A 26,407-nucleotide genomic window follows, 5' to 3' on the forward strand; every position below is an offset into this window, starting at 1 on the left:
GTCACGCTCCGCCAGTCACACGTATCACTTCCTCGAGCGACGTGAGGCCGGATGCGAGCCAGCGCTCGCCGTCCTCGCGCAGCGTGCGCATGCCTTGCGCACGGCCGGCGGTGAGGATCTCGGCGTCCGCCGCATTGCGGTGGATCATCGTGCGGATCGTATCGTCGATCAAGAGCAGCTCGTAGACGCCGCGCCGACCCGTATAGCCCGATTGTCCGCACTTGTCGCAGCCGACCGGATGCCAATGCGTATGACCGTTCTCGGCGCGCTCTTCCTTGCACACCGGACACAGGCGCCGCACGAGCCGCTGCGCGAGCACGCCGAGCAGCGACGACGCAAGCAGATATGGCTCGACGCCCATGTCGGTGAGACGCGTGACGGCGGAGGCCGCGTCGTTCGTGTGCAGCGTCGCGAGCACGAGGTGACCGGTCAGCGACGCCTGCACGGCGATCTGCGCGGTCTCGAGGTCGCGGATTTCGCCGATCATGATGATGTCCGGGTCTTGCCGCAGGATCGAGCGCAGTGCGCGCGCGAAGGTCATCCCGATCCGCTCGTTGACCTGCGTCTGGCCGATGCCGGCGAGATCGTATTCGATCGGGTCTTCGACCGTCATGATGTTGGTCGTCGCGGTTTCGAGCCGCGACATCGACGCATACAGCGTCGTCGTCTTGCCCGAGCCCGTCGGCCCCGTGACGAGCACGATGCCGTGCGGACGCGAAATCAGCTTGTCGAATTTCCCGAGCGTGTCGGGCGCCATGCCGAGCGCTTCGAGATTCAGGCGCTGCGAATCCTTTTCGAGCAGACGCAGGACCGCGCGCTCGCCGTGTCCGGTCGGCAGCGTCGAGACGCGCACGTCGACAGGCCGCCCGCCCACGCGCAGCGTGATGCGGCCGTCCTGCGGCAAGCGTTTCTCGGCGATGTCGAGCTGCGCCATGATCTTGATCCGCGAGATCAGCGCGCCGTGCAGCGCCTTCTTCGGGCGCACGACGTCGCGCAACGTCCCGTCGACGCGAAAGCGCACCACCGATGCGTTCTCGAACGGTTCGATGTGAATATCCGATGCCTGCTCGCGCGCCGCCTGCGTCAGCAGCGCGTTGATCATGCGGATGATCGGCGCGTCGTCTTCGGATTCGAGCAGGTCTTCGACTTCGGGGATGTCCTGCATCAGGCGCGACAAGTCGACTTCGCCTTCCACTTCGCCGACCACCTGAGCGGCGCTGCCGTCGCTGCGCGCGTACGCTTGATTGATCGCTTGCGAGAGATCGTCGGCGGGCAGCCGCACCACCTTCAGTGCGCCGAAATTGCGCGCGACTTCGGCAAGCGCCGCATCGCTCGTGCGTTCGCTGATCCAGACTTCGAGGCCGTCCGCATGCTGATGCGCGACGAGAATCTGGCCGGTCTTCGCAAAGCCATACGGCACGAGCCGGGCAGCGAGCTGCGAAGGCGGCTGGCGTTCACCCGGCGCGCCTTCGTGGGCGGACGCGAGCGTGTCGATCACTGCGATGCTCCCGGCGCGGCCGTCCCCGGCTGCTGCGGAACGCCTTGCGGCTGCGCTTCCGGGGCCGGTTGCTGCGGCGCGGGCGCCTGTTGCCCCGGTTTCGGACGGTTCATTTGCCTGAGGTCGAACAGGTTCGTCACCGCGCCACCCTGGCTCGGGCCCTGCGGCATCGGCGGCACAACCGGATCATCCTTGTCGCGCATCACGTTATTGTCGGAGCGATACGCGCCCGTCACGCCCTGGACGTAGTCGTAGCGGTTTTCCGTGATCGCCTGCGCGGTCGCGTTGTCGTTGATGATTACGGGGCGCAGGAACACCATCAGGTTGGTCTTCTGACGCTGCTTGGTTTCCGACCGGAACAGCTGACCGATCCATGGAATATCGCCCAGGAGCGGCACCTTGCTGTTCGACACCTGATAGTTGTCCTGCATCAAGCCGCCGAGCACGAGGACCTCGCCGTTGTCCGCGAGGATCGTCGACTGGATCGAACGCTTGTTGAACGTCGGGCCCGTCGGGTTCGTCGTCGCGTTCTGCGTACCACTGACGATCGACGAGTCTTCCGTATAGATCTGCAGCTTCAAGATCCCGCCGTCGGTGATCTGCGGCTTCACGTGCAGCGTCAGGCCGACGTCGACGCGGTCGACGGTGTTGAACGCGCTGCTCGGCGTGGAGCTGGTCAAGTTCGAGTACGAGCCCGTCGTGATCGGCACGTTCTGGCCGACCACGATCTTCGCGTCTTCGTTGTCGAGCGTGATCAGGTTTGGCGTTGACAACACGTTCGCGTCGCTGACGCCGGCGAAGTACTCCAGCAGCGCGCCGAGACCCTGCACGCCGAATAGGTTATGCAGCCAACCGATGTTCAGGCCCTGGGTGAGCGTGTTCGGCAGCGACGCCACCCCGCCCCCGTTCGCAACGGGCGCGGCCAGCCCCGCCGTCACGCCAAGGATGTTGGAGCCGGCCACACTGCCCGCGCTACTCGCGAGGTTGGTGCCCGCGAGGAGATTGCCGCTCGCCACCTGCCACTGGATGCCGAGGTTGCCTGCGGTCGTCGAATTGAGCTCGACGATCAGCGCTTCGATATAGACCTGCGCGCGTCGCGCGTCGAGCTGATCGATCACGGCGCGCAAGTTGCGATAGACGGGATCGGACGCGGTGATGACGAGCGAGTTGGTTGCCGCATCGGCCTGGATCATGCCGCCGGGCTGGTTCTCCTCCTCGTTGCCTTGCTTCTCGAAGGAGCCGCCGCTGCCCGAACTGCCGCCGTACGAGCCGCCGCCACCGAGCGGGCTGCTGCCAAGCGACCCCGACGAGCTGCCGCCGAACGAAGACGGCAGCGGCGGCGTACCCGAGGTTCCGGTAGACGTCGAGCTTCCGCCACCCGATGTGCCGTACGAGCCGCCTTGGTTGAACGAATTCGCGTTGTTCGACTCGGCCGACGCCCCCTCGCCGCCCTTGCCCAACATGCCGCGCAGCGTCTTCGCGAGCTGCACGGCATTGGCGTTGCGCAGCGGCACGACGTGCATGTTGCCGGGCTGGGAGCTCGGCGCGTCGAGCTTTTGGGCAAGCGACTTCGCGGCGGCAAGCCGCGCGCCGTTACTCGCGCGCAGCAACAGCGAATTGGTGCGCGCGTCGGCTTGGACCGAGACCTTGAGCGTCGCATCGGTGCTGCCGATCGAGCCCGGGTCGAGCATCTTCGAGAGCTGCTGCGCGAGATCGATCGCGTTCGCGTTCTTCAGCGGCACCACGGCGACCTGTTGGCCGGCCGCGCTGTCGACGCCCGCGATGATCGACGCGATGCGCCGCACGTTGTCGGCGTAATCGGTCACGACAAGCGTGTTGTTGGCCGGATAGGCCGCGATCGTGTTGTTCGGCGAAATGAGCGGCCGCAGCACCGGCAGCAGGTTGTTGGCCGACTCGTTATGCAGCTCGAATACTTGCGTGATGACCTGGTCGCCGCGCGCTTGCGGGCTGTTGCCGACATAGGTCGGCACGCCTTGCAGCTTCGCGTCGGCCTCGGGCACGACTTTCAGGACACCATGGTCCTGCACGAGTGCGAAGCCCTGCATGCGCAATGCCGATTGCAGCGTCTTCAGCGCCTGATCTTCCGGCACCGGATTTTCTGAGACGAGGTTGAGCTGACCCTTGACGCGCGGGTCGACGATGATCGTTTTGCCTGTCGCCGCGCCGATTGCTTTTGCCACCTGATCAATATCGGCGTTGACGAAATTGAGCGTTACTTGCGCGTGTGCGGTGCTCGCGGCCAGGAGGCCAGCCACCAGCAGCGCCGAGGCGATGCGACGCAGTGCCATACGATTTCTAGTCATGGAAAGTGAGGTCGATGTCGGAAGCGGCCACTCCCGGCGGTCTTGCAAAGCGGGCGCGTTCGCGGCAACGGAAAGCCCGCCGACTCGCGCGCGTCTTGGAAGGTCCGGTAAGCAGGACATCCATCCGCCATTCCTGAAGTCGGAACATTAGCAGCTTTTCGTGTCTGTATCGTCACAAAGGATGGAAGTTCACTTCGCTTTTCCAAAAAAATTTCGCGTCGATGAAAGTTTTCGAAAGTTTCTATACCGACAATACGCATTGAAGCAACTACTGCAGCTTGTCCGCATACAGCTGGTTTATGTCCGTTAGCCAACTTTGCGTGATTTGCGGCAGCCGGTATCATACGGGCACCCGAGTAAACTGAAGTTATTTGCAAGATGGGGTTTTCCCGATATTGCAAGCATGCCGGTAACAGAAACGGCGTTGACCTATATTTAATTGCCGCGTTTATCCGGCATCTGTTATTTAGCCAACCTCACCGATGAAAATAGCCTTCCTGATTCTTTCCGCAACACTCGGCGCTTGCCTCGCAAGCTCGCCGGCGCGCGCGGACTGCTTCGACGAAGCAGCCAAGTATCAGAAGGTGAATCCGTTGGTGCTGCGCGCAATCGCCTGGCAGGAATCGCATAACACGCCCGACGCGCAGCACAAGAATGCCAACGGCTCGACTGACTACGGCCTCATGCAGATCAACTCGATTCATCTGCCCACGCTCGCGCAATATGGCATTTCGAGCGGCACGCTGATGGAGCCCTGCAAGAACGTTTACATCGCGGCGTGGCACCTGCGCCAGAAAATGAACAAGTACGGCAACACTTGGCAGGCCATCGGCGCCTACCACTCCGAGACGCCGTCGCTGCGCGACAAGTACGCACGCCAGATCGCCGACATCCTCACGCGGTGGAAGCTGCTGCAAGCGCAACGCTGACGCTTACCCCTGTCTCGAGCCCTCCGCGCTTAGCGCCCCGAGCGGCTATTTCCCTCCTCCCCCGAATCGAACGAATCGCCGACGTTTGATGCACAATGCGGGCATCATGCGCCCGGCCGGCGGCCAAACTGGTTTGAACCGGTTTGATATGCCGCGCCGCTTCCCCCCTCTCATTTGTCTACTGCGATGAACCAGCCGCCACTGCCCGTCACCGTGCTGTCCGGTTTTCTCGGCGCGGGCAAAACCACGCTCCTGAACCATATCCTCGCGAATCGCGCGGGCCTGCGGGTCGCGGTGATCGTCAACGATCTCGCCGCCGTCAATATCGATGCGACGCTCGTGCGCGACGCCGCGTCGCTATCGCATGTCGAGGAGCAGCTCGTCGAGATGTCGAACGGCTGCATCTGCTGCACGCTGCGCGACGACCTGTTGACCGAAATCCGGCGTCTCGCCGATGAGCAGCGTTTCGACGCCATCCTGATCGAATCGACCGGCATCGCCGAGCCGATGCCGATCGCCGAGACCTTCACCTTCGTCGACGACGACGGCGTGTCGCTTTCCGATGTCGCGCGCCTCGACACGATGGTGACCGTCGTCGATGCATTCAACTTCCTGCGCGACTACGCTTGCGCCGACGCCCTCGCTGAACGCGGCCTCGCCGCGACCGAGGAGGACGACCGCACGCTCGTCGAGCTCCTGATCGAACAGATCGAATTTTGCGACGTGCTCGTCGTGAACAAGGCCGATCTCGTCAGCGCGGACGATCTCGCTCGCCTGCAGCACATCCTCGCGCGCATCAATCCGCGCGCCGTGCAAGTCGTCAGCCGCTTTGGCGACGTGCCGCTCGATGCCGTCCTCGATACCAAGCGCTTCGATTTCGACGAGGCGTCGAACGCGCCGGGCTGGCTCCAGTCGCTCGAGCACGAACACGATCACAGCGGCGAAGCTGATGAATACGGCATCGGCAACTTCGTTTATCGTGCGCGCCGGCCGTTTCATCCGGAGCGTTTGTGGGCGCTGTTGCACGAAGAATGGCAAGGCGTGTTGCGCAGCAAGGGCTTCTTCTGGCTCGCGACGCGCAACGACGTCGCGGGTTCGCTGTCGCAGGCGGGCGGCGCGTGCCGGCATGGTCCGGCGGGCTACTGGTGGGCGGCGCAAGACAAGAGCGAATGGCCGCAAGATGATGAGCTCGCCGAGGAAATCGCCGCCGATTGGCACGGCGATCCGGATGACGCCACGATCGGCGACCGCCGTCAGGAGCTGGTGATGATCGGCATCGGACTCGATGCGAAGGCGTGGCGCGAGAAGTTCGACGCGTGCCTGCTGACCGACGACGAATTCGCGCAAGGTCCGCACGCGTGGTCGCACTTCCCCGACCCATTCCCCGCCTGGGATCTCGATGCCCACGACGACGAATCCGGCGATGCCGAAATCGTGCATCGACATTGAAGGCTCGCGCTTACCGTACGTTGCCGGCGCATTGCCGGCATAACCAAGCGGATATGCGTTAAGTCGAACTGACTGAAAACACCAACGCCCAGGCGAAAAAAAACCCGCCATGGGCGGGTGTCAACAATCAGGCAGCTGAGTGCTTAGCGCTTGTTGACGGCGTCCTTGAACGCCTTGCCAGCCGTGAACTTGACAGTCTTCGCGGCCGGAATCTTGATGGTCTCGCCGGTCTTCGGGTTGCGGCCGGTGCGTGCTGCACGCTTGCCCGAGCCGAAGCTGCCGAAGCCAATCAGTTGAACCGCGTCGCCCTTCGACACTGCCTTCTTGATCACTTCGAGCAGCGTGTCCAGCGTTTCGCCGGTTTGTGCCTTGCTGGCGCCCGTCTGAGCAGCGACGGCGTCGATCAGTTCCTGTTTGTTCATTAAGGTTCCTTTCTCAGGTTAAGGTGATACGAACAGCGCGAACGCGCCGATTATACGTGCGCGGGCTTTGCCGTCGAGCCCTTGCCGCCGAGCGCGCCGACTATCGCCGCGCTTGGCGTCATCACGCGACGGCCTAGCTTTCCGCTTTGCCCTGCGGCGCTTGCTATGATAGCGCAGCGCAAACCCAATAACGGCAAGGCTTTCAAAGAATTTAGCCTCTCAATGCCTTGTCGCTGCTGGGTTTCGCGCGATCGAGCCCGCGCGAATCGAACATGCTAAGCGAGTTGACGGGTCGCCGCATAGAGGCGTTGGTTTTTGCCAACGCTCCGCAAACGCCCGCCAGACGGGGCTTTGCGGCATTTACGCCAGGTCCGTGAGAGCGTTTTCGGACGACTTGCCCCGAGGCTCGGCATGCGCGATTTCGCCGTATTTCGTCGTAACGAGGCGGCATGTTTCGAGTGCTCGGTGTTTTTCCCAAGACCCGCAGCCGCCTTCCATCTTCCGCATGACCGACCCGCTCATCCCCGCCACGCTTGCGTTTCGCGACGACGGCACGCTGTTCTCCCCGGCTTACGACGACATTTATCACAGCGCCGTCGGCGCTCTCGCGCAAGCGCATCACGTGTTCATCGCGGGCAATGGACTGCCGCAACGCTGGCGTGAGCGGCGCATCTTTACGATCGTCGAGACGGGCTTCGGAGTCGGCGTCAACTTCCTCGCGACCTGGGCAGCGTGGCGCGCCGACCCGGCGCGTTGCGAGCGGCTGCACTTCGTATCGATCGAAAAGCATCCGTTTTCGCAGCAGGATTTGCGCGCAGTTCACGGCCGGATCGTTGCAGATGCAACCATAACGCCGCTTGCGCAGCAGCTCGATGATGCATGGCCAATGCTCGTGCCCGGCATGCACCGGCTCGAATTCGAAGGCGGGCGCGTGACGTTGACGCTCGCATTCGGCGACGCGCTCGACGTACTGCCGAAGCTGTGGCTGCGCGCCGATGCCTTCTATCTGGACGGATTCTCGCCCGCGAAGAATCCGGACATGTGGTCGCTTCCGATCTTCAAGTCGCTTGCGCGTCTGGCCGGGGATGGCGCGACGTTCGCGACTTACACGAGCGCCGGCGACGTCAAGCGCTCGCTCGAACAGGCCGGTTTCAACTTAAGGAAAGCTGAAGGCTTCGGCTGGAAACGGGAGATGCTGGTCGGGGAATTTGCGCCTCGCTGGCGCGTACGACGTCATGAACCGCCGTTGCCGCTTACCGTCGGCGAGCGGCATGCCATCGTGATCGGCGCAGGCCTTGCGGGTTGCGCGCTGACCGAACGGCTCACCGCGCGCGGCTGGCGCATCAGCTTGATCGACCAGCACCCGGACGCCGCGCGCGAAGCGTCGGGCAATCCGGCTGGTGTATTCCACCCGCTGATTTCACGCGACGACAGCGTCGCCTCACGCATCACGCGTGCGGGTTTTCTCTATGCACTAAAACATTGGAGTGCGCTTGAACAAAGCGGCTATTCATTCCAGCGCAGCACACTCGGCCTTTTGCATCTCGCCGTCGATGAAGACGAAACGCGTGCGATGACCGACGCCATCACATCGCTCGGCTACCCGGCGGACTTCGTCACACCGGCGTCACAAACGGACGCACAAGCGCTTGCGAACGTTGCGCTCACGCGCGGCGGCTGGCTCTATCCGCGCGGCGGGTCGCTCGATCCTGCCGCGCTGTGCCGCGCGCAATGCGACGCCGCCGGCGACTTGCTCACGCGGCACTTCGGTGTGGAGGTGCAGCGCATAGAACGTGTCGACGATCACTGGCGCGTCATCGATGCGGCAGGCAGGCCGCTTGCGTCCGCGCCGGTGGTGATCTTCGCGAACGCCTGCGATGCCGCACGCGTCGCGGGACTTCACCAAGCCCCGACGTGCATCGTGCGCGGCCAACTGACGCTGTTGCCCGCACGCGTCGCCTCCGGCCTGCGCGTACCGTTGATCGGCGAGGGCTATGCCGTGCCGCTCGCGGACGGCATCACGCTGACCGGCGCGACATACGAAGTCGACGATGACGAGCGCGCGATGCGCGCATCAGGCCATGTCGAGAATCTCGAACGGCTTGCGCAACTGATGCCGGATGTCGCAAACGAACTCGCAGCGACCGATCCGAGCAGGCTCGAAGGACGCGTCGCGTTTCGCTGCGTCGCCAGCGACCGCTTGCCGATGGCCGGCGCGCTGGCCGACGAACGCGCAGCGTCGCGCGATGCCGCGGCGCTGCGTGGCGCATGGCCCCTCGACCTGCCGCGCGCCGATGGTCTCTATGGCGCCTTCGCCTATGGTTCGCGCGGCCTTGTCTGGGCGACGCTTGCCGCGGAGTTGATCGCCTCGCAGATCGAAGGCGAACCTTGGCCGATCGAACGGGATCTTGCCGAAAGCATCGACCCCGCGCGCTATCTATTACGCGCGCTGCGTCAAGGCACACTCGATTGAGCGAAAAAGTTATCCACTCGATGTTGTGGACAACCTAGCGAAAGTCACGCGAAATTCGTGTGGACTCGGTGTGCACGTATACGGGGTAAGTCAGCTGTACCGCGTATACGGCAAAAAGTTACTCAACGCTGCCGGTCGCGGGCGCACATGCTCCGCATCCGGTTATGCGTTCGGTAAACGTCTGATTTGGATCGGGAAAATGGGGTTATCCACAGAAAAGTGGTGCCTTTGTTAACTTCTACTACGTATACATACGGTAAACCAGTAAACCAAGACATCGGGACCGCCTCGGCTGCGTATACCCCGAAGCGCGTCAAAGCATTCAAGGCACAAAGACCGAAGCGAAAATCCAATTCGCATATCACAGGAATCGGTCGATTCTTCCGTCTTGTCTGAGGTTAGTGCTCGTTTTTACCGAGATAAAAGCAAATTCGCGTAGATTCGTGTCGTATACGCGTTCGCTGTGGCACAATCCGGCTTCTTCCCGTATCGGTGGCGAACAGCTCACCGATGCATCGACGGAACGGTGCGCCCGCTTCGGAATCTGATCCATCATCAAGACGGCAGCAGTTCAACGCGTCTTGCCGAACGCAACACCTTGCACACTGGCTGCGTGCCAGGGTCCGTCCAACGCACCCGCCCGTGCCGGCGCATCCGTTTCAGCTTTCATTCGATCATCGACCACTCGCCTAGCGTTGCGAGTCAGAACACAGCGGCCTCCCAGGCTGGCTGGTCGTGATGTGGCCATGTGCCGCTCGGTTGTTCGCAAAGGAGAAGCCATAACGATGAAATCGGCGTTTTCATTCTTCCCCGGTTGGCCGCTCGTGCCGGACGCCATCTTTTGGGCGGGCCTCGCCATGCTCGCCGCGGGTTTGCTCGGCGAACTCTGCTATCGGGCCTGGCATTTGCCGCGCATCTCGGGCTATGGCGTGATCGGGCTGATCGCCGGGGCCGCGGGCTTCGGCGCGATCGATGCGAGTGCCGGAGGCACCTCGCGTCTGTTGCTCGACGTCGCGCTCGGCTTGCTGCTGTTCGAACTCGGCGGCCGGCTCGACTTGCGGTGGATCCGCCGCAATCCATGGCTCATTGCCTCGAGCCTCGCGGAAGCCACACTGACTTTCATCCTCGTGTTCGTCGTGCTGATGCTCCTGCACGTGCCGGTGATCGTCGCGGTCGTGCTCGCGTCGATCGCCATGGCAACGTCGCCCGCGATGGTGATTCAACTGAAGACCGAGCTGCGCGCCGAAGGGCAGGTGACGCAACGCCTCCTGACGCTGACCGCGCTCAACAGCATGTATGCCGTGGTCATCGAGAAGCTCGCATCGGGCTGGGTGCACCAGGAAACGTACGGCAACGTCTTCGCGACGATCATCCAGCCGCTCTATCTGCTCGTCGGCTCGCTGATTCTCGCGTTCTTGCTCGCGCGCGCCTGTACCTTCCTGTATCGGCGCTTCAATTTGCAGGATGAGCATTCGTTCGTTGCGCTGTTCGGGCTCGTGCTGCTCGCGATCGCGATTGCGCATCTGTTCAAGCTCTCGACGATCCTGAGCCTGTTGGCCGCCGGCATCATCGTGAAGAACCTCGTAGCGAAGCCGCAGTTGTGGCCGCAGCATTTCGGCACGGCGGGGTGGCTCTTGACTGTCATCTTGTTCGTGCTGACGCTGACGTCGTTCGAATGGCAGGACATCGCGCTTGGCGGCATCGCGGCGATTGGGCTGATCGTCGCGCGGTTCGTCGCGAAGCTCGTCGGCGTGCTCGCGTTCGCGAAGCCGAGCGGGCTCAATTTGAAGCAGGGCGTTGCGCTCGGTTTGTCGCTTTCGCCGATGTCGGCGCTCGCCTATCTGCTCGTCCAAGATACCTACGACCTGTACCCGAAGTTCGATCCGATGCTGAGCGCGGTCATCATGTGCTCGATCGTGGTGTTGCAGATCGTGGGTCCATGGCTCGTGTATCGCAGCCTGACGCTCGTCGGCGAACGCCGCGACATTTGATTTGAATTGCAGAGGACGCCATGTCGCTCGAAGCCTTCATCAACTCCAAGCCTTTCACCTTCGGCGTGGAGCTCGAGATCCAGGTCGTCAACACGCACGACTATGATCTGACCAAAGCCGCATCGGATCTGATGCGGCTTGTCAAGGACGAAAAAATCCCGGGCAACATTACGCCCGAAATCACCGAAAGCATGATCGAGCTGTCGACGGGCATTTGCACGTCGCACGAACAGGCCGTGGCCGATCTGCGCAAGATCCGCGACACGCTCGTCGCGGCGGCCGATCACCTGAACGTCGGCCTGTGCGGCGGCGGCACGCATGCGTTCCAGCAATGGAGCGAGCGGCAGATTTTCGATACGCCGCGCTTTCAATACCTTTCCGAGCTTTACGGATATCTCGCGAAACAGTTCACGGTGTTCGGCCAGCACGTGCATATCGGCTGCCCGGACCCGGACAGCGCGCTGTTCATGCTGCATTCGATGTCGCGCTTCATTCCGCATTTCATCGCGTTATCGGCCTCGTCGCCGTACGTGCAGGGCGTCGACACCGGCTTTCATTCGGCACGCCTGAATTCCGTGTTCGCGTTCCCGCTGTCGGGCCGCGCGCCGTTCGTGCTGACCTGGGACAGCTTCGAGGAATATTTCTCGAAGATGGTCAAGACGGGCGTCGTCAACAGCATGAAGGACTTCTACTGGGACATCCGGCCGAAGCCCGGCTTCGGCACGATCGAGGTGCGCGTGATGGATACGCCGCTGTCCGTGGATCGCGCCGCGGCAATCGCGTGCTACATCCAGACGCTCGCTCGCCATCTGCTGCTCGACAAGCCCGTGACGCCGAAAGAGGACGATTACCTCGTCTATACGTTCAACCGGTTCGAGGCTTGCCGATTCGGTCTGGCCGGCATGTGCATCAACCCGCAAACGGGCGAGCGCCGCTCGATTTCCGAGGACATTCTCGAAACGCTGGACGCGATCGCGCCGCATGCCGAGGTGCTCGGCTCGAAGGCGGCGCTCACCGAGGTTGCCGCGATCGCGCGTGGGCAGGTCAACGATGCGACCTGGCTGCGCGGCGTATTCGATAAGGAAAAGTCGCTGCACGAAGCCGTCCGGCAGCAGTGCTTGCAGTGGCGCGGCTAGAGGTAGCAGGCGAGGGCGAGGCAAGCCGCACGGCAGTTTTAAGGAACTGCATCAGGTTTTTTTTCGGTTCCGCGTATACCGACAGCCGTTCCCTTAGGTTTTCTTAAAGTTTACGTATACATACGTAGTAATAGTTAACAAGGGCCGTGCCCGCCTGTGGAAAACCGCAAAATTCGGCGTAAACTCAATGGGCTGCGTAAACGATAACCTCGTGGGCGAAGCGCTTGATTGCGGCCTGACGACGGGATAACTTCGATGACGTTTACGTCGCACCTTGACGTTATCAAGAATTCACGCACAATCAGTCCCAGCAGTTGTCCCAAGGTTATCCACAACTTTCACTGAATAACTTAGCTGTACGATTCTCCGCTCTCGAATAGAATGACGGTTTTGTTGCGGCGTGAAGTCATGCGGATGACTCGGCGATCGGGTATAACGCAAGGCGCATCGCCGAAGAGTGCGGCGCGCAGCGAGCCTCAAAGCGCAGTTTTTGAAGCTCAAGCAGCGCAAAATTTATGAGATAGTAAAATCGGTCCGCCCGCGAAAAAACCGCGGCGAGCCGCCCCACGGCAGGCCGTAGGCGCGAGGCGCCACGCGGTCGACTAAACAGCAGCACGCTGTCAATAGCGAACGAAAGACTATGAGCGAAGGTGTATACGGAGAGCAAGCAACCGGGCGCGTGACGCACAGCCTGTTACGGTTGAGCACGGCCATGCGCAGCCAGGCATGGGAGTGGGCCGAAGGCGCCGGCCTGACGCCGACCCAGGGCGAGATCCTCGTTTTGCTGATGCAACGCAAGGGTCCGATGCGCTTGGGGGAGATCGCACGTGAAACGGCGTTGACCGCCGCGACCACGAGCGATGCGGTCAGCACGCTCGAAACCAAGGGCCTGGTCGAAAAGCGCCGCGCGCTCGACGACGGCCGCGCACTGGCCGTGCGTTTGACGGCCCGTGGCCGTACCGCGGCCAAGCGCGCGGTGCAGTGGCCGGACTTCCTGTCCGAAGCGATCGGCACGCTGCGCGACGAAGAACAGGCGGTGTTCTATCGCACGCTGCTGAAGATGATTCGCCAGCTGCAAGTGCAGGGCGACATTCCGCAGCACCGGATGTGCGTGACTTGCTCGCACTTCGAGCCGAGCAAGAATCCGAAGAAGACGCCGCATCGCTGCAAGCTGCTCGAGCTGTCGTTTGCGGATACGGACTTGCGACTCGATTGTTCGGTCCACGAAGAAGCCGACGTCGGCACGCAGAAAAAGACCTGGAAGATTTTCGCGCAGCAAGGCTGATGGCGCTTGGTCGCAGGCGAGCCGGTCGCGCGCCGGCCGCCTGGCTGTCGGCGCCGTCGCTCGAATGCTCGTTCGAACTCGTCGCGGGGAGCTGAGCCTTGAAGAATCGCGAAGCGTTGGCTATTCGCCATGTGTACTTCGAGGATTTAGGGACGCTCGAACGCGTGCTGGGTGAGCGCGGCGTGGCGCCGCGCTATCTGAACGTCGGCCTGGCGCGCCTCGATGCGCCGGACCCGGTCGCGGCAACGCTGACGGTGGTGCTCGGCGGGCCGATCAGCGCGTTTGACGACGCCGCTTACCCGACGCTCAGGCCGATTCTTTCCCTGCTCGAAAAACGCATCGCCGCCGGGCTTCCGACGCTCGGCATTTGCCTCGGCGCGCAACTGATCGCGCGCGTGCTCGGGGCGCGCGTCTATCCGGCGGCAACCAAGGAGCTCGGCTGGAGCCCGCTCACGCTGAGCGCCGCTGGACAGGCTTCGCCGCTGCGCCATCTCGACGGCGCGCATACCTCAATGTTCCATTGGCACGGCGACACCTTCGACCTTCCGGCCGGCGCCACGCATCTTGCCTCCACGCCAGTTTGTGAAAACCAGGCGTTCTCGTGGGGCGATCACGTGCTCGGGTTTCAATGCCATCCGGAAATTCGCGCTGAACGGTTCGAGCCCTGGCTTATCGGCAACGCGGGAGAAATCGCCGCGACGCCGGGTGTCGACGCTCAGCAACTGCGTGCCGACATGGCCCGTTTCGGCCCTGAGCTCGAGGTCGCCGCGCGCAAAACCTTCGATGAATGGCTCGACACGGCGGGCTCGGCGAAGCACGGCAAATAGGCGCCGGGACCGCGGTCAGCAAGCATAAAACTCGCGTGCTATGCTCGGGCGCTTCTCTGTCCCATCGGGTGAGTCCCGCCGGAGATTTCCATGGCCGCGTTGTTTTCTCCGCTCACGCTGCGTAGCGTGACGCTTCCGAACCGCATCGTTGTCTCTCCGATGTGCCAGTACTCCGCCGAACGCGGCGAGGCGACTGAGTGGCACATGATCCATCTCGGTCATCTCGCGATGTCGGGCGCGGGCATGTTGTGCATCGAAGCGACGGCCGTCGAGCCTGACGGGCGCATCACGCCCGGCTGTCTCGGTCTGTGGGACGACGTGACCGAGCGGGCGCTCGTGCCGGTGCTCGCGGCAATTCGCAAGCACTCGAAGATATGCGTCACGATGCAGCTCTCGCACGCCGGGCGTAAGGCTTCGAGCCATGTTCCGTGGGATGGCGGCCAACTGATTCCGGTGGCCGAGGGTGGCTGGATGACGCACGCACCATCGGCGATTGCCCACAAGCCCGACGAGCTGCCGCCGCTCGCGCTCGATACCGCCGGCCTCAATCGCATCCGCGAAGCCTTCGCCGCCACGGCCCGGCGCGCCGCGCGTCTCGGCATCGACGCGCTCGAAGTGCACGGCGCGCACGGCTATCTGCTGCACCAATTTCTCTCGCCGCTCGCGAATCAGCGCACTGACGAATACGGCGGCTCGCGCGAAAACCGCATGCGCTTCCCGCTCGAGATCTTCGAGATCGTGCGCGCGGCGTTTCCGGCCGACAAGCCGGTCGGCGTGCGCGTGTCGGCGTCCGATTGGGTCGACGGCGGCTGGACGCTCGACGATACGATCGCGTTTGCGCACGAACTGAAAAAGCGCGGCTGCGATTGGATCGATACGTCGTCGGGTGGCGTATCGCCGCTGCAGAAGATTCCGCTGAGCCCCGGCTATCAAGTGCCGTTCGCTGAAGCCGTCAAGAAGGAGACCGGCATCACGACGATCGCCGTCGGCCTGATTACCGATCCGGTGCAGGCGAACGAGTTGATCGAATCGGGCAAGGCCGATTGCGTCGCGATGGCGCGCGCGATGCTCTACGATCCGCGGTGGCCATGGCATGCCGCTGCGCAGCTCGGCGCGACGGTCGAGGCGCCGCCGCAATACTGGCGTTCGCAGCCGCGTGATCAGAAGGCGTTGTTCGGCGATATTTCGTTCGGGCAGCGTTGACGTTCAATCGTGTTGGGCCGCGCTCGCAGGAAGCGGCGCACAAGGTTGAATTAAGCTGTCTCGACCGTGTACGATGCCGGTTGTGACGCGCTCGCGTCGCACGTTCACGCGGCGCCCGCTCGGCGCCGCGTTTTCTATGTCCATCCGAGTTAGCGCTTCAGCAGTCGGTCGGAGCGAGTGCTTCAGCACTTACTGCGGCCCCACGCAGAGCACTCACGCGCGGCACATGCCGGCCGGCGGTGGCCGGTTGCAGTTTTACAAAGGATTCGTCGATGAGTTCACGCAGGACGGTCGTGCGCCAATCGGGTGTGCACGGCAAGGGCGTGTTCGCCGTGGAGCCGATCAAGGCCGGCGAACGTTTGCTGGAATACAAGGGTGAACGGATCTCGTGGAAGGAGGCACTGCGTCGGCATCCGCACAACCCTGATGAGCCGAATCACACGTTTTACTTCGCGCTCGAAGACGGTCGTGTGATCGACGGCAAAGTGAACGGCAACAGCGCGCGCTGGATCAACCACTCGTGCGCGCCGAACTGCGAAGCGGAAGAGCTGGACGGACGCGTGTTCATCCACGCGCTGCGCAACATCGATGCGGACGAAGAGCTGTTCTACGACTACGGTCTCGTGATCGATGCGCGTCAGACGAAAAAGCTCAAGCGCGAGTACGAATGCCGCTGCGGCGCGCGCAAGTGTCGCGGCACGATGCTCGCTGCGACGGAAGAGAAGGACAAAGAGAAAGAAAAGAAGCGCAAGAAGAAAGAGTAGCTTCGCGCCAAGGTTGCTCGCTCACGAAGCTGAGCGGGTTTCTCGCGTTTTTCTCGTTGGCTGCTCGAATCAGGCAAGCGTGATTCAAGCAGCGGCTTCACAGATCGATCGGCGCATGTTGCGCCGATTTTCTTTTGGCGGCCGCCGTATCGTCCGCGCGTGCGGACGCGACAAGCGGCACACGCAGGATAAAGCGCGCTCCGCCTTCGGGCGCGTCGGCATACTGCACGCTGCCGCCGTGCAAGACCATGATGTCGTGGACGATCGCCAGCCCGAGGCCCGCACCGCCATCGACGCCGGTTCCGATCACGGTCTGCCCATCGCCGCGGAAAAAGCGCTTGAAGAGATCGGCTTGCTGATTGCCGGGCACGCCCGAGCCGTTGTCCTCGACGATGATTTCCGCGTACGCGATGGCGTCGATCGTCACCTTCGCGACGCTGACGGTGATCCTGCCGCCATCCAGGCGTGCCGGCGGGACGTACTTCAACGCGTTGTCGAGCAGATTCGCGATCACCTCGCGTAGCAAGACGGGATTGCCGCGCGCGACGAGCGGGCTGTCGTTCGCGGGATCGTCGAGGCGCTGGAAGCCGAGGTCGACATGCGCCGCAAGCGCGCGCGGCACCCATTCCGCGCCGGTTTCGAACGCGAGGGCGGCGAGGTCGACGTCGACGAAGCGCGCGGCCTGCGCGCCCGGTTCCGCGCGTGCGAGCGAGAGAAGCTGGTTCGACAGGCGCACGGCGCGATCGGCCGCGGCGCGCAGCTCGCACACGGCGGCGATCGTCTGCGCCGGGTCACGTGCGTTCGCGGCCTGTTCCGCATGCAGCTTCACGGCGGTGAGCGGCGTGCGCAGTTGATGCGCGGCGTCGGCGATGAATTTGCGCTGCGCGTCGAGCGCGGTCTTCAGGCGTTCGAGCAGCGCGTTCAGCGCACTGGTCAATGGCCGGATCTCGACCGGCACGTAGGTTTCGTCGACGGGTTCGAGCGACGTGTGGGTCTGTCGGTTGAGCGAGTCGGCGAGATCCGTCAGCGGATTGAGCTGCTGATTGACGACACGCCAGACGATGACCCAGCCCGCGAGCAGCAACAGCAACAGCGGCATCATGATCGCGACGAGAAACTCGGCGGCAATCCGGAAACGATGCCGCACCGGCTGTGCAACCTCGACGATCATCGGATTGCCGCCTGCCTGATTCACTCGAACCTGCGCGACTCGCACGCTCACGCCCTGATGCTGCGCCTCGAACGCGTACGCATAGTGCATGCGCCGCACGTTCGAGCCGAATAGCGGCAGCTTCGGGTCGCCGGCGATTTCGTTTTCGCCGTCGCTGATCCGGTAGATCAAGTTCTCAGTCGGGTCGGAGAACATGGCCTGCGCAAGCGGCGGAACGGTGATCGGCGCGTCGGGACCGGCGATCTGAATCTGCTTCGAGATCGCGGTGGCGAGATCGGCGAGCGATCGGTCGATGACGTGCTGCGTGTACTGCCACGCGAGCCAATACGCGATCAGGCCGCTCATCAGTGCGAGCAGCGACAGCGGGGCGGCTAAGCGCCGCAGCAGCGAGCGGCGCAGGCTATTCGCGGCGGCGTGGGGCATGTCAGTAAGCACCGGCCTCATGCACAGCAAGCAGTGAGCGCGGGGGCTGTTTCATTTCAGTCTTGCGAAGTAGAAAACCCCGGAGGACCCTGTGATTCGCGACGGCGCCGCGCATGAAATACGCGGCGCAATGGCGGGCCAAGGCTCAATCCGGGGTTATAACGGTCTGCCGGCTCAAGAAGCCTGGCGGATTTCCTGCAGCAGATAGCCGAAGCCGCGCACCGTGACGATTTCGACGCGGCAGTTTTCGAGTTTCTTGCGCACGCGGTGCACGTAGACTTCGATCGCGGTGTCGCCGAGATCGCCGCCGAAATGCGTCAGGTGATCTTGCAGCTGGGCCTTGCTCACGACGCGGCCATGGCGCAGCAGCAGCATCTCGAGCACGGCGAATTCGCGCGGCGACAGTTCGAGCGCCTTGTCGTCGTTGAAGATGCGGCGATCGACGCCCGACAAGCGCACGCCACCCAACGACACTTCCGGACGCGGCATATCGCTGTGCGGGCCGCTGCGGCGCATCACCGCGCGGATGCGCGCTTCGAGTTCGGCCGGCTCGAACGGCTTGAGCATGTAGTCGTCGGCGCCTGAATTGAGGCCCTGAACGCGGTCGTTCAACTCGTCGCGCGCGGTCAGCACGATCACGGGGGTGTGGCGGTTGCTCTGGCGGAAACGCGACAGGAGCGTCATGCCGTCGATGCCCGGCAGGCCGAGATCGAGAATCACCAGCTCGTGGCGGTTTTGCGTGAGGGCTTGTTCAGCAAAGATGCCGTCGTGGACCATGTCGACGGTGAAGCCGGCTTGTTCAAGACTGCTTTGAATACCGCGCGCGATGGGGCGGTCATCTTCGATCAGAAGGAGTCGCATGGATTTCGCTCAAGTACAATGGGTTAGGCCTTAGAAGCACGCGGTTCGCCGGTGCGCCGTCTCTGCTGGGAGCACGCCGCCGCGCGTCGGTTTCGAGCAGGCGGCCAAGGAACGATCTCAAAAATCATGTCCAATATTACGATCAACGAACTAGAAGCCGCGATCAATTTCTGGCGCACCCGTTCGCCTTCGAGCGGCGATGAACTCAGCTTATGCAAAGAGGCAAGCGCGCTCTCCAAGCCGTATGCGCTGATGATTGTACAGCGTCAGACCACTCTGTCGCCGGAAGGTTTGGAGCCGTTTGCACGCGAGGCGTGGGAATCTTACGTCCGCCTTAAGAATGGCCTATAGAAAGCGGCGTTTCGACCCCGAATTACCTGCAAATCGCTTTCACGGCTGTGTGCCGACGATGCGGCGTGATCTCATGCGCGTTGCATCGATTTCGCGACTTCGTCGATAAAACGCGCGAGCGCCACGTCCCGTTCGGTGAGACCGTTCGCTTCGTGCGTCGACAGCGTGATGTCCACCGTGTGGTAGACGTTGAACCATTCCGGGTGGTGATTCATCTCCTGCGCCTTGATCGCCACACGCGTCATGAAGCCAAACGCTTCGTTGAAGTCGGCGAACTTGAATTGACGATGGATCGCATCGCGGCCCGTGACAGCCTGCCAGCCGTGCAGTTGCGCGAGTTGCGTGGAACGTTCTTCGGAAGTCAGCTTGTGGATCATTTCGTCACCTCTATGGGCTTTGATGGGGTGCGGACGCTCTCAGACGTCCGCAACGGTCCAAACATTTTTTCACAGAAGGCAGGCGCCTGCAGGGCTGCGCCTCAGATGTCGCCGTCGGGCTTCCAGCCTTCCTGCGTGCCGCGGGTGATTAAGCGATCGGTGGCGAGCACGTCGCCCGCCGCAAGCGCGGGGGCATCGGCGAGCTTGGCCAGGAGCGGCGTGAAGTCGGTGCGTGCAACGTCGAAGAGCTGCTCGAAATCGTCGATGACGAAATAGGTCTTTTGAAACGTGTCGATGCGATAGCGCGTACGCATGACGCGTTCGAGATCGAACGCGAGCCGGTTAGGCGCGGCGCTTTGCTGGCTGTAGATCGTTTCCCCTCGGCTCGACACGATGCCCGCGCCGTAGATCTGCACACCATTGGGACTGTCCGAAGCGCGGATGAGACCGAATTCCACCGTGTACCAGTAGAGCCGCGCGAGTAGCGGCAGGGCGCCGGCGTCGCTTGACGCGAGCGCGGCGCGGCCATAGGCGTGCATGTAATCGGCGAAGATCGGCTGGATCAAGAGCGGCACGTGACCGAACAGGTCGTGGAAGCAGTCGGGCTCTTGCAGGTAGTCGAGCTGGTCCGGGCGGCGCATCCACCAGGTGACGGGAAAGCGGCGGTTCGCCAGATGTTCGAAGAACACGCGGTCCGGCACGAGGCCGGGCACCGCGACGATTTCCCAACCCGTCGCCGGCTTCAACTGACGATTGATCGATTCGAACGAGGGCACGGATTGCGCCAACACATTCAGCCGCGCCACGCCTTCCAGAAACGCGTCGCACACGCGGCCTTCGAGCAGCGCCGTTTGCCGCGTATAAAGCTGGCGCCATACCGCGTGGTCGGCGGCGGAGTAGCGGTCGATCGGCTGGTCGATGGTGAAGTCGGCGCGGGTTTCGAGTCCGGCTTCAAATTGTTCTTGGAGTTTGGCGGTGACGGCGGCGGACATGGTCTTGCTGCATTCGTGAAATCGAGTGCATGCAAGTGTAGTGCGGGCTGTTCGCGGAAAGGGCGCAATCGAAGCGTGTTATCGCCTTGATATGCAATAATCGCGCGTTATTTTCGAATTCATGCGGGAAATGCTCATGGTGGAACTCGATCACTTCGATTTGGCGCTGCTGGATGTGCTCCAGCGCTTCGGACGCGCCACGCATCAGCAACTCGGCGAGCAGGTTCCGCTGTCGCCGTCGCAGATCGGGCGGCGGCTGCAGCGGCTAGAGGCGGCGGGGGTGATCGACGGCTATCGGGTCGTGCTGCGCCCCGAAAAGCTCGGGCTCGGCGTCACGGCGTTCACGAGCCTGAAACTCAAGCATCACGGCGATTCGATCATCGAGAAGTTCCAGCAGCAGATCGACGTGCTGCCCGAAGTGCTCGAATGCCATGCGGTGGTCGGCGACGCGGACTATCTGCTGCGGATCGTCGCGCCGGATTTGAACGCGCTCTCGTCGTTCGTGATGAAGAAACTGATGCAGGTGCCGGGTGTCGACAGCGTGCGCTCGAACATCGTGCTCACCACGTTCAAGCGCAATGGGCCATTGCCGCTCGGCCACTTGTCGCCGGGGGCCGGAGCGGCGTGATTGATATGAACACTCAAGCCGCTTGGTCCACCTGTGCCGGATTGAGCAAATCGACGTAAGCGACCGCGACAAGATCCGACGTCGGCACCCCGAGCTTCGCAAACACTGCGTGCGCTTCGGCCTCGCCGCCTTCCTCGTCATCGTCGGGTGCGAGCACCACTTCGAGTTCGACGAAATCGCCTAGTCCGTCGACGCGATCCAAATGGATACGTGTGCGTCCCGCCAAATAGACGTGACGTTCTTTCGTGACGATGCCGCGCGTCGTGAGCGCCGTGGCGAGCAGCGAGTGCATCGCCTCGGGGTTCGTGACCGGGCTCCGCGTGTAGTACGACGCCTTCGGGCCGTCGCGATCGTCGCGCTGATAGAAGATCAGCTCGGCCGGCGTGCCGTCGTCGAATTGGCGCAGCTTCAGGCGCCCGCGCGGCACATCGTAGAAGAAGTCCTGCTGGCGGAAGATCAACGGAGCCTCGGACGAAAGTTCGGCGGCGCGTTCGCGCAGTTGTTCGAACTGCTGGGCGCGGGCTTTGATTTCGATGTTGCGTGCCATCTGAGGCTCCTGACGAGAAGGGGAAGGAGAACAACGCGAGGGGGGACGCGCGAAGCGCGAACCACGAATCTAGCAAATATTGCCGATGCTCGTCGTATTAGTCGGTGCCGGACGCCTCATTCATCAGCGCGGCTCATATCGCCCATTGCTGCTCGATGAGCTTGAACGCCGCGGCGATCGCCGGCTCGTCCTGACGCTCGGCGAGCGTGACGAACGTGAGCTGGGTCGGCACCGTCACGCCTTCGACGATCGTCAGCGCGTGCGCGTGCGCCTCGGCGAGCGCGATCGAGTCGCGCGCTAGCGTGAGTCCGACGCCCGATTTGACGAGGTCGAGCATCGACGGCTCCTGATCCACTTCCGCGACTTTGACCGGCGTCACGCCCGCTTCGGCGAAACGCCGCGACAGCAGCCGGTGATGCGCGGACGCGGGCGGCGTCCAGATCCACGGCAGCGCGGCGAGCGCGCGCCAGTCGCGTGCGCGGCTCACTCGGTCCTTCCAACCGGCCGGCGCGAGCACGCGGTATTGAAAGCGGATGAGCGTCGCGGAGCGAAAGAGATCGTGCTCGCGGGCGTCGTCTTCAGCGGGGTCGCCGATGTAGTAGCCGACATCGAGCTCGCGCGAGCGGATCTGGTCGAGCACCCAGCCCGACATGCCGTGCCTCAAGGCGGTTTCCATCTGCGGATAGGTTTCGACCAGCTGTCTGAGGAAACCGCCGAGCCGCAAAAACGCGGGATCGAGGATCGTGCCGATGCGCAGACGCCCGCGCACTTCCTGACGCAGCGTGGCCGCTGCGCGCTCGACGTCGCCGGCCGCCGCGAGCGCGCGTTCGGCGTGCGGCAGGAGCGCCTGGCCGTCGCGCGTGAGCGTGAGCCCATGCGACGTGCGCGAAAACAGCGCCACGCCCAGCGCTTCCTGCAGATTCTTGATTTGCAGGCTGACGGCGGGCTGCGTCAGGTGCAGCTGCACGGCGGCGCGCGTCAGGTTGCCGGTGCGCGCGACCGTCGCGAAGGCGCGGAGCAGTATCAGGTCCATCCGCTGATATTAGCGCGCCTTATATCGCAATTGAGCATTACTCATTGGATTTCGCGGCGCGATGCCGCGTACGCTTGGATTCAAACGGATCCGGCGGACAGCCTTTAATGACGCGGCGCAGCAGGCGGCGTGTCCATTTAATGCACCCAGTGAGGAGACACATGAGCGAGGCAGACAAAGGCGCACGCGTGCGCGAGTTGACCCATTTCATCGGCGGCAGCACGGTGGCCGGCAAGAGCGGCCGTTTTGGCGATGTGTTCAATCCGGCGCTCGGCTCGGTTGCCACGCGCGTGCCGCTGGCGGGCGTCGACGAAGTCGCCGCAGCGGTGGCTGCCGCGAAGGCGGCGTTTCCGACGTGGAGCGAGGTCGCGCCGATCAAGCGTGCGCGCGTGATGTTCAAGTTCAAGCAGCTGCTCGACGAACATCACAACGAGCTCGCGGAACTGATTACGAAGGAACACGGCAAGGTGTTCTCCGACGCGCAAGGCGAAGTGATGCGCGGCATCGAGATCGTCGAGTTTGCGTGCGGCATTCCGAATCTCTTGAAGACCGATTTCACCGATCAGATCGGCGGCGGCATCGATAACTGGAATCTGCGTCAGCCGCTTGGCGTCGTCGCCGGCATCACGCCGTTCAATTTCCCGATGATGGTGCCGTGCTGGATGTTTCCGATCGCGATCGCGTGCGGCAACACGTTCGTGCTGAAGCCGTCGGAGCGCGATCCGTCCTGCTCGATTCGTCTCGCCGAATTGCTCAAGGAAGCGGGCTTGCCCGATGGCGTGTTCAATGTCGTGCATGGCGACAAGGCGGCCGTCGATGCGCTGCTCGAACATCCCGATGTCGAAGCGCTGTCGTTCGTCGGCTCGACACCGATCGCGCAATACATCCACAACGAAGGCACGAAACACGGCAAGCGGGTGCAGGCGCTCGGCGGCGCGAAGAACCATCTCGTCGTGATGCCCGATGCGGATCTCGACCAGGCCGTCGACGCGCTCATCGGCGCGGCCTACGGTTCGGCGGGCGAGCGCTGCATGGCGATTTCGGTGGCGGTGGCGGTCGGCCATATCGCCGACGAGCTGATCGACAGGCTCACGCCGCGCGTGAAGGCGCTCAAGATCAAGAACGGCATGGAAGCCGACGCCGAGATGGGCCCGCTCGTGACGGGCGCGCATCGCGCGAAGGTGTCGGGCTATATCGACGCGGGCGTGGCGGCGGGTGCGAAGCTCGTGGTCGACGGCCGCGGTCACAAGGTCCCAGGTCATGAGGAAGGCTTCTTCCTTGGCGGCTCGCTGTTCGACGATGTGAAGACCGATATGACGATCTATCGCGAGGAGATCTTCGGGCCGGTGCTGTGCGTCGTGCGCGTGCCGGATTTCGCGTCGGCGGTCGAACTGATCAACGCCAACGAGTTCGCCAACGGTGTCTCGTGCTTTACGTCCGATGGCGGCATCGCGCGCGCGTTCTCGCGGCAAATCCAGATCGGCATGGTCGGCATCAACGTGCCGATTCCGGTGCCGATGGCGTGGCATTCGTTCGGCGGCTGGAAGAAGTCGCTGTTCGGCGACCATCACGCGTACGGCGAGGAAGGCGTGCGGTTCTACACGCGCTACAAGAGCATCATGCAACGCTGGCCCGACAGCATCGCGAAGGGTGCGGAGTTCACGATGCCGGTGGCGAAGTAAGGCTAAGGCGCTCATATGACAACCCAAGCGCCTACGCTAGAAGGCGAGTTCGACTACATCGTGGTCGGCGCGGGCACGGCTGGATGCGTGCTCGCGAATCGCCTCACCGAAGACCCGGATGTCAGCGTGTTGCTGCTCGAAGCGGGCGGCAAGGACGACTATCACTGGATTCATATCCCCGTTGGCTATTTGTATTGCATCGGTAATCCACGTACCGATTGGCTCTACAAGACGCAGGCGGAAGCAGGATTGAACGGGCGCGCGCTGTCGTATCCGCGCGGCCGCGTGCTCGGCGGCTCGTCGTCGATCAACGGCATGATCTACATGCGCGGCCAGCGCGAAGACTACGACGAGTGGGCGCGTATCACAGGCGATGCATCGTGGAGCTGGGATGCCGTGCTGCCGGTTTTCAAGCGCAGCGAGGATCATCACGGCGGCGCGAATCAGTGGCATGGCGCGGGCGGTATGTGGCGCGTCGAGAAGCAGCGTCTGAAATGGCAGATCCTCGAATCGTTTGCCGACGCTGCGCAGCAAGCGGGCATTCCCGCCACCGACGATTTCAATCGCGGCGACAACACCGGTGTCGGCTACTTCGACGTCAATCAGAAGCGCGGCATTCGTTGGAATGCGTCGAAAGCGTTTCTGCGTCCAGCTTTGCAACGGGGCAATCTCACGATCATCACGGGTGCGCTGACGCAGCGCCTTGTGTTCGAAGGCAAGCGCTGTGTTGGCGTCGAGTATCGCGGCGGCGTGGCGGGCGATATCGACTTCGTTGCGAAAGCGCGCTGTGAGGTGGTATTGAGCGCGGGTGCCGTGAATTCGCCGCAGTTGCTCGAGCTATCGGGCGTCGGCAATGGGGCGCATCTGCATAAGCTCGGCATCGATGTCGTGCAGGATCTGCGCGGCGTCGGCGAAAACCTGCAAGACCATTTGCAATTGCGCGCTGCGTTTCAAGTAAGCGGCGTACGCACGCTCAACACGATGGCCGCGCATTGGTGGGGCAAGCTGATGATCGGCATGCAATACGCGCTCACGCAAAGCGGTCCGATGTCGATGGCGCCGTCTCAGCTCGGTGTGTTCGCGAAGTCCGATCCCGACGATCCAACGATTACGCGCTCCGATATCGAGTACCACGTGCAGCCGCTTTCGCTCGATCGCTTCGGCGAGCCGCTGCATCGCTTCAATGCGTTCACGGCGTCCGCGTGCAATTTGCGTCCGACTTCGCGCGGCACGATACACATCGATTCACGCGATCCGCGCAAGCCGCCGTTGATCGCGCCGAATTATCTGTCGACGGAACGCGATCGTCATGTTGCCGCCAACGCGTTGCGTCTTACGCGGCGCATCGCCGGTTCGCCCGCGCTCGCACGTTACGCTCCGAAAGAAATCCTGCCGGGGCTGCAGTTCCAAACGGAAGAGGAGCTCGTCAAAGCCGCGGGCGAAGTCGGCACGACGATCTTTCATCCGGTCGGCACATGCCGCATGGGCACCGTCGACGATCCGGCGGCGGTGGTCGATGCGCGTTTGCGTGTCATCGGATTGGAAGGATTGCGAGTGGTCGATGCATCGGTGATGCCGGTCATTACATCGGGCAATACGAATTCGCCAACGCTGATGATCGCCGAGCGAGCCAGCGCAATGATTCGCGAGGATCGCAAAGCGCGGGTGTCGGGAACGCAAGCTCAATCGCCTTCGACACATGGCGCGAGCGTGTCCGTCTGATGACAGTGAGTGCGCGTCATTGAGTGCACGTCGCGCGCAATAACGCGCTCATGCAGCCGATTCTGTCTATTGGATGAACTCGCATGCAATTGCGTAAAACGCAATTACATGGCTTTCAATGTCATGCACAAAAGGCGTTCGCTTTGTTATTCATAGGTAAACCGACCCTAGTGCAAATCCCAATGATTGCGGTGCATCATTGGCGAGACAATGGCGCCGTACCGCGTGGTGCGGTAGGGACGATCGTCCGTATTGATGCACCACGTCATAAAAAGCGGGGGCCCGACCGGCACCTGTCGTAACCTGGTGCTGCGCGATC

At 62.8% G+C, this 26,407-nt stretch carries 22 protein-coding genes; 13 read left to right on the top strand and 9 right to left on the bottom strand.

Going from position 1 to position 26,407, the window contains the following annotated elements; genetic code table 11:
- Window position 1: 1 nt before the first annotated feature.
- Window positions 2–1,498 (bottom strand): type II secretion system ATPase GspE, encoded by a 1,497-nt coding sequence (gspE, locus tag AAHK20_RS06925; RefSeq protein ID WP_449180718.1) that lies wholly within the window; start codon window positions 1,496–1,498, stop codon window positions 2–4.
- The gene (gene gspD / locus AAHK20_RS06930; protein WP_449180719.1) at window positions 1,495–3,822 is read right to left on the bottom strand and encodes a type II secretion system secretin GspD; all 2,328 of its coding nucleotides are present in this window, start codon (window positions 3,820–3,822) and stop codon (window positions 1,495–1,497) included. Before gspD ends, gspE begins: the two co-directional genes overlap by 4 nt.
- Window positions 3,823–4,304: 482 nt before the next feature.
- Here gspD and AAHK20_RS06935 point away from each other — a divergent pair, with 482 nt between their 5' ends.
- Entirely contained in the window at window positions 4,305–4,751 is a 447-nt protein-coding gene (locus AAHK20_RS06935; protein ID WP_449180720.1) for a lytic transglycosylase domain-containing protein, read from the top strand.
- Between the two features lie 186 nt (window positions 4,752–4,937).
- Window positions 4,938–6,200, top strand: coding sequence for a zinc metallochaperone GTPase ZigA (gene zigA, locus AAHK20_RS06940; RefSeq protein WP_449180721.1), 1,263 nt, complete (start codon window positions 4,938–4,940; stop codon window positions 6,198–6,200).
- Window positions 6,201–6,343: 143 nt separating this feature from the next.
- On the opposite strand, the gene AAHK20_RS06945 is transcribed toward zigA, so the two are convergent.
- Window positions 6,344–6,622: an HU family DNA-binding protein gene (locus tag AAHK20_RS06945; protein ID WP_006401505.1), complete on the bottom strand. Its 279-nt coding sequence runs from the start codon at window positions 6,620–6,622 to the stop codon at window positions 6,344–6,346.
- Window positions 6,623–7,127: 505 nt separating this feature from the next.
- Here AAHK20_RS06945 and mnmC point away from each other — a divergent pair.
- The 7 genes from mnmC to AAHK20_RS06980 all read left to right on the top strand — a co-directional run bounded on the left by mnmC (window position 7,128) and on the right by AAHK20_RS06980 (window position 16,301).
- The gene (gene mnmC, locus AAHK20_RS06950) at window positions 7,128–9,095 is read left to right on the top strand and encodes a bifunctional tRNA (5-methylaminomethyl-2-thiouridine)(34)-methyltransferase MnmC2/FAD-dependent 5-carboxymethylaminomethyl-2-thiouridine(34) oxidoreductase MnmC1 (RefSeq protein ID WP_449180722.1); all 1,968 of its coding nucleotides are present in this window, start codon (window positions 7,128–7,130) and stop codon (window positions 9,093–9,095) included.
- A gap of 785 nt (window positions 9,096–9,880) precedes the next feature.
- Complete coding sequence (locus AAHK20_RS06955; RefSeq protein ID WP_449180723.1) at window positions 9,881–11,086, top strand: cation:proton antiporter; 1,206 nt, start codon at window positions 9,881–9,883, stop codon at window positions 11,084–11,086.
- 20 nt (window positions 11,087–11,106) lie between these two features.
- Window positions 11,107–12,222 (top strand): YbdK family carboxylate-amine ligase, encoded by a 1,116-nt coding sequence (locus AAHK20_RS06960; RefSeq protein WP_449180724.1) that lies wholly within the window; start codon window positions 11,107–11,109, stop codon window positions 12,220–12,222.
- A gap of 640 nt (window positions 12,223–12,862) precedes the next feature.
- Window positions 12,863–13,507 carry a MarR family winged helix-turn-helix transcriptional regulator gene (locus AAHK20_RS06965; protein ID WP_449180725.1) on the top strand — a complete coding sequence of 215 codons (645 nt, stop codon included), beginning with the start codon at window positions 12,863–12,865 and terminating at the stop codon, window positions 13,505–13,507.
- A 98-nt stretch (window positions 13,508–13,605) separates the two neighbouring features.
- A complete protein-coding gene (locus AAHK20_RS06970; protein WP_449180726.1) occupies window positions 13,606–14,334 on the top strand; it encodes a glutamine amidotransferase in 729 nt (242 codons plus the stop codon).
- A gap of 90 nt (window positions 14,335–14,424) precedes the next feature.
- A complete protein-coding gene (locus tag AAHK20_RS06975; protein ID WP_449180727.1) occupies window positions 14,425–15,537 on the top strand; it encodes an NADH:flavin oxidoreductase/NADH oxidase in 1,113 nt (370 codons plus the stop codon).
- Between the two features lie 272 nt (window positions 15,538–15,809).
- Complete coding sequence (locus AAHK20_RS06980; RefSeq protein WP_449180728.1) at window positions 15,810–16,301, top strand: SET domain-containing protein; 492 nt, start codon at window positions 15,810–15,812, stop codon at window positions 16,299–16,301.
- 97 nt (window positions 16,302–16,398) lie between these two features.
- On the opposite strand, the gene AAHK20_RS06985 is transcribed toward AAHK20_RS06980, so the two are convergent.
- Both AAHK20_RS06985 and AAHK20_RS06990 read right to left on the bottom strand, forming a co-directional pair.
- Window positions 16,399–17,895: a sensor histidine kinase gene (locus AAHK20_RS06985; RefSeq protein ID WP_449180729.1), complete on the bottom strand. Its 1,497-nt coding sequence runs from the start codon at window positions 17,893–17,895 to the stop codon at window positions 16,399–16,401.
- A 174-nt stretch (window positions 17,896–18,069) separates the two neighbouring features.
- Window positions 18,070–18,756 (bottom strand): response regulator transcription factor, encoded by a 687-nt coding sequence (locus tag AAHK20_RS06990; RefSeq protein ID WP_449180730.1) that lies wholly within the window; start codon window positions 18,754–18,756, stop codon window positions 18,070–18,072.
- Window positions 18,757–18,882: 126 nt separating this feature from the next.
- Between AAHK20_RS06990 and AAHK20_RS06995 the strand changes: the two genes are divergently transcribed.
- Complete coding sequence (locus tag AAHK20_RS06995; RefSeq protein WP_449180731.1) at window positions 18,883–19,107, top strand: DUF3717 domain-containing protein; 225 nt, start codon at window positions 18,883–18,885, stop codon at window positions 19,105–19,107.
- 71 nt (window positions 19,108–19,178) lie between these two features.
- Here the strand turns inward: AAHK20_RS06995 and AAHK20_RS07000 are convergent, their stop codons facing one another.
- Both AAHK20_RS07000 and phhA read right to left on the bottom strand, forming a co-directional pair.
- A complete protein-coding gene (locus AAHK20_RS07000) occupies window positions 19,179–19,484 on the bottom strand; it encodes a 4a-hydroxytetrahydrobiopterin dehydratase (RefSeq protein WP_449180732.1) in 306 nt (101 codons plus the stop codon).
- A 101-nt stretch (window positions 19,485–19,585) separates the two neighbouring features.
- A complete protein-coding gene (phhA, locus tag AAHK20_RS07005) occupies window positions 19,586–20,476 on the bottom strand; it encodes a phenylalanine 4-monooxygenase (protein ID WP_449180733.1) in 891 nt (296 codons plus the stop codon).
- A 136-nt stretch (window positions 20,477–20,612) separates the two neighbouring features.
- Here phhA and AAHK20_RS07010 point away from each other — a divergent pair, with 136 nt between their 5' ends.
- Entirely contained in the window at window positions 20,613–21,104 is a 492-nt protein-coding gene (locus AAHK20_RS07010; protein ID WP_449180734.1) for an Lrp/AsnC family transcriptional regulator, read from the top strand.
- Window positions 21,105–21,117: 13 nt separating this feature from the next.
- Here the strand turns inward: AAHK20_RS07010 and AAHK20_RS07015 are convergent, their stop codons facing one another.
- On the bottom strand, window positions 21,118–21,651 hold the full coding sequence (locus AAHK20_RS07015; RefSeq protein WP_449180735.1) for a class IV adenylate cyclase: 534 nt from the start codon (window positions 21,649–21,651) through the stop codon (window positions 21,118–21,120).
- A gap of 133 nt (window positions 21,652–21,784) precedes the next feature.
- Window positions 21,785–22,684, bottom strand: a complete 900-nt coding sequence (locus tag AAHK20_RS07020) for a LysR family transcriptional regulator (protein ID WP_449180736.1) — start codon at window positions 22,682–22,684, stop codon at window positions 21,785–21,787.
- Window positions 22,685–22,845: 161 nt separating this feature from the next.
- On the opposite strand from AAHK20_RS07020, the gene AAHK20_RS07025 reads away from it, so the two are divergent.
- Entirely contained in the window at window positions 22,846–24,366 is a 1,521-nt protein-coding gene (locus AAHK20_RS07025; RefSeq protein WP_449180737.1) for a CoA-acylating methylmalonate-semialdehyde dehydrogenase, read from the top strand.
- A gap of 15 nt (window positions 24,367–24,381) precedes the next feature.
- Entirely contained in the window at window positions 24,382–26,088 is a 1,707-nt protein-coding gene (locus AAHK20_RS07030; protein ID WP_449180738.1) for a GMC family oxidoreductase, read from the top strand.
- Window positions 26,089–26,407: the final 319 nt, after the last annotated feature.

Source organism: Trinickia camelliae (assembly GCF_053525655.1).

Bases quoted from the DNA above. Each gene is read 5' to 3' on its own strand.
- gspD (WP_449180719.1), bottom strand. From the start codon at position 3,822: ATGACTAGAAATCGTATGGCACTGCGTCGCATCGCCTCGGCGCTGCTG.
- AAHK20_RS06935 (WP_449180720.1), top strand. From the start codon at position 4,305: ATGAAAATAGCCTTCCTGATTCTTTCCGCAACACTCGGCGCTTGCCTC.
- zigA (WP_449180721.1), top strand. From the start codon at position 4,938: ATGAACCAGCCGCCACTGCCCGTCACCGTGCTGTCCGGTTTTCTCGGC.
- AAHK20_RS06945 (WP_006401505.1), bottom strand. From the start codon at position 6,622: ATGAACAAACAGGAACTGATCGACGCCGTCGCTGCTCAGACGGGCGCC.
- mnmC (WP_449180722.1), top strand. From the start codon at position 7,128: ATGACCGACCCGCTCATCCCCGCCACGCTTGCGTTTCGCGACGACGGC.
- AAHK20_RS06955 (WP_449180723.1), top strand. From the start codon at position 9,881: ATGAAATCGGCGTTTTCATTCTTCCCCGGTTGGCCGCTCGTGCCGGAC.
- AAHK20_RS06960 (WP_449180724.1), top strand. From the start codon at position 11,107: ATGTCGCTCGAAGCCTTCATCAACTCCAAGCCTTTCACCTTCGGCGTG.
- AAHK20_RS06965 (WP_449180725.1), top strand. From the start codon at position 12,863: ATGAGCGAAGGTGTATACGGAGAGCAAGCAACCGGGCGCGTGACGCAC.
- AAHK20_RS06975 (WP_449180727.1), top strand. From the start codon at position 14,425: ATGGCCGCGTTGTTTTCTCCGCTCACGCTGCGTAGCGTGACGCTTCCG.
- AAHK20_RS06980 (WP_449180728.1), top strand. From the start codon at position 15,810: ATGAGTTCACGCAGGACGGTCGTGCGCCAATCGGGTGTGCACGGCAAG.
- AAHK20_RS06985 (WP_449180729.1), bottom strand. From the start codon at position 17,895: ATGCCCCACGCCGCCGCGAATAGCCTGCGCCGCTCGCTGCTGCGGCGC.
- AAHK20_RS06990 (WP_449180730.1), bottom strand. From the start codon at position 18,756: ATGCGACTCCTTCTGATCGAAGATGACCGCCCCATCGCGCGCGGTATT.
- AAHK20_RS06995 (WP_449180731.1), top strand. From the start codon at position 18,883: ATGTCCAATATTACGATCAACGAACTAGAAGCCGCGATCAATTTCTGG.
- AAHK20_RS07000 (WP_449180732.1), bottom strand. From the start codon at position 19,484: ATGATCCACAAGCTGACTTCCGAAGAACGTTCCACGCAACTCGCGCAA.
- phhA (WP_449180733.1), bottom strand. From the start codon at position 20,476: ATGTCCGCCGCCGTCACCGCCAAACTCCAAGAACAATTTGAAGCCGGA.
- AAHK20_RS07010 (WP_449180734.1), top strand. From the start codon at position 20,613: ATGGTGGAACTCGATCACTTCGATTTGGCGCTGCTGGATGTGCTCCAG.
- AAHK20_RS07015 (WP_449180735.1), bottom strand. From the start codon at position 21,651: ATGGCACGCAACATCGAAATCAAAGCCCGCGCCCAGCAGTTCGAACAA.
- AAHK20_RS07020 (WP_449180736.1), bottom strand. From the start codon at position 22,684: ATGGACCTGATACTGCTCCGCGCCTTCGCGACGGTCGCGCGCACCGGC.
- AAHK20_RS07025 (WP_449180737.1), top strand. From the start codon at position 22,846: ATGAGCGAGGCAGACAAAGGCGCACGCGTGCGCGAGTTGACCCATTTC.
- AAHK20_RS07030 (WP_449180738.1), top strand. From the start codon at position 24,382: ATGACAACCCAAGCGCCTACGCTAGAAGGCGAGTTCGACTACATCGTG.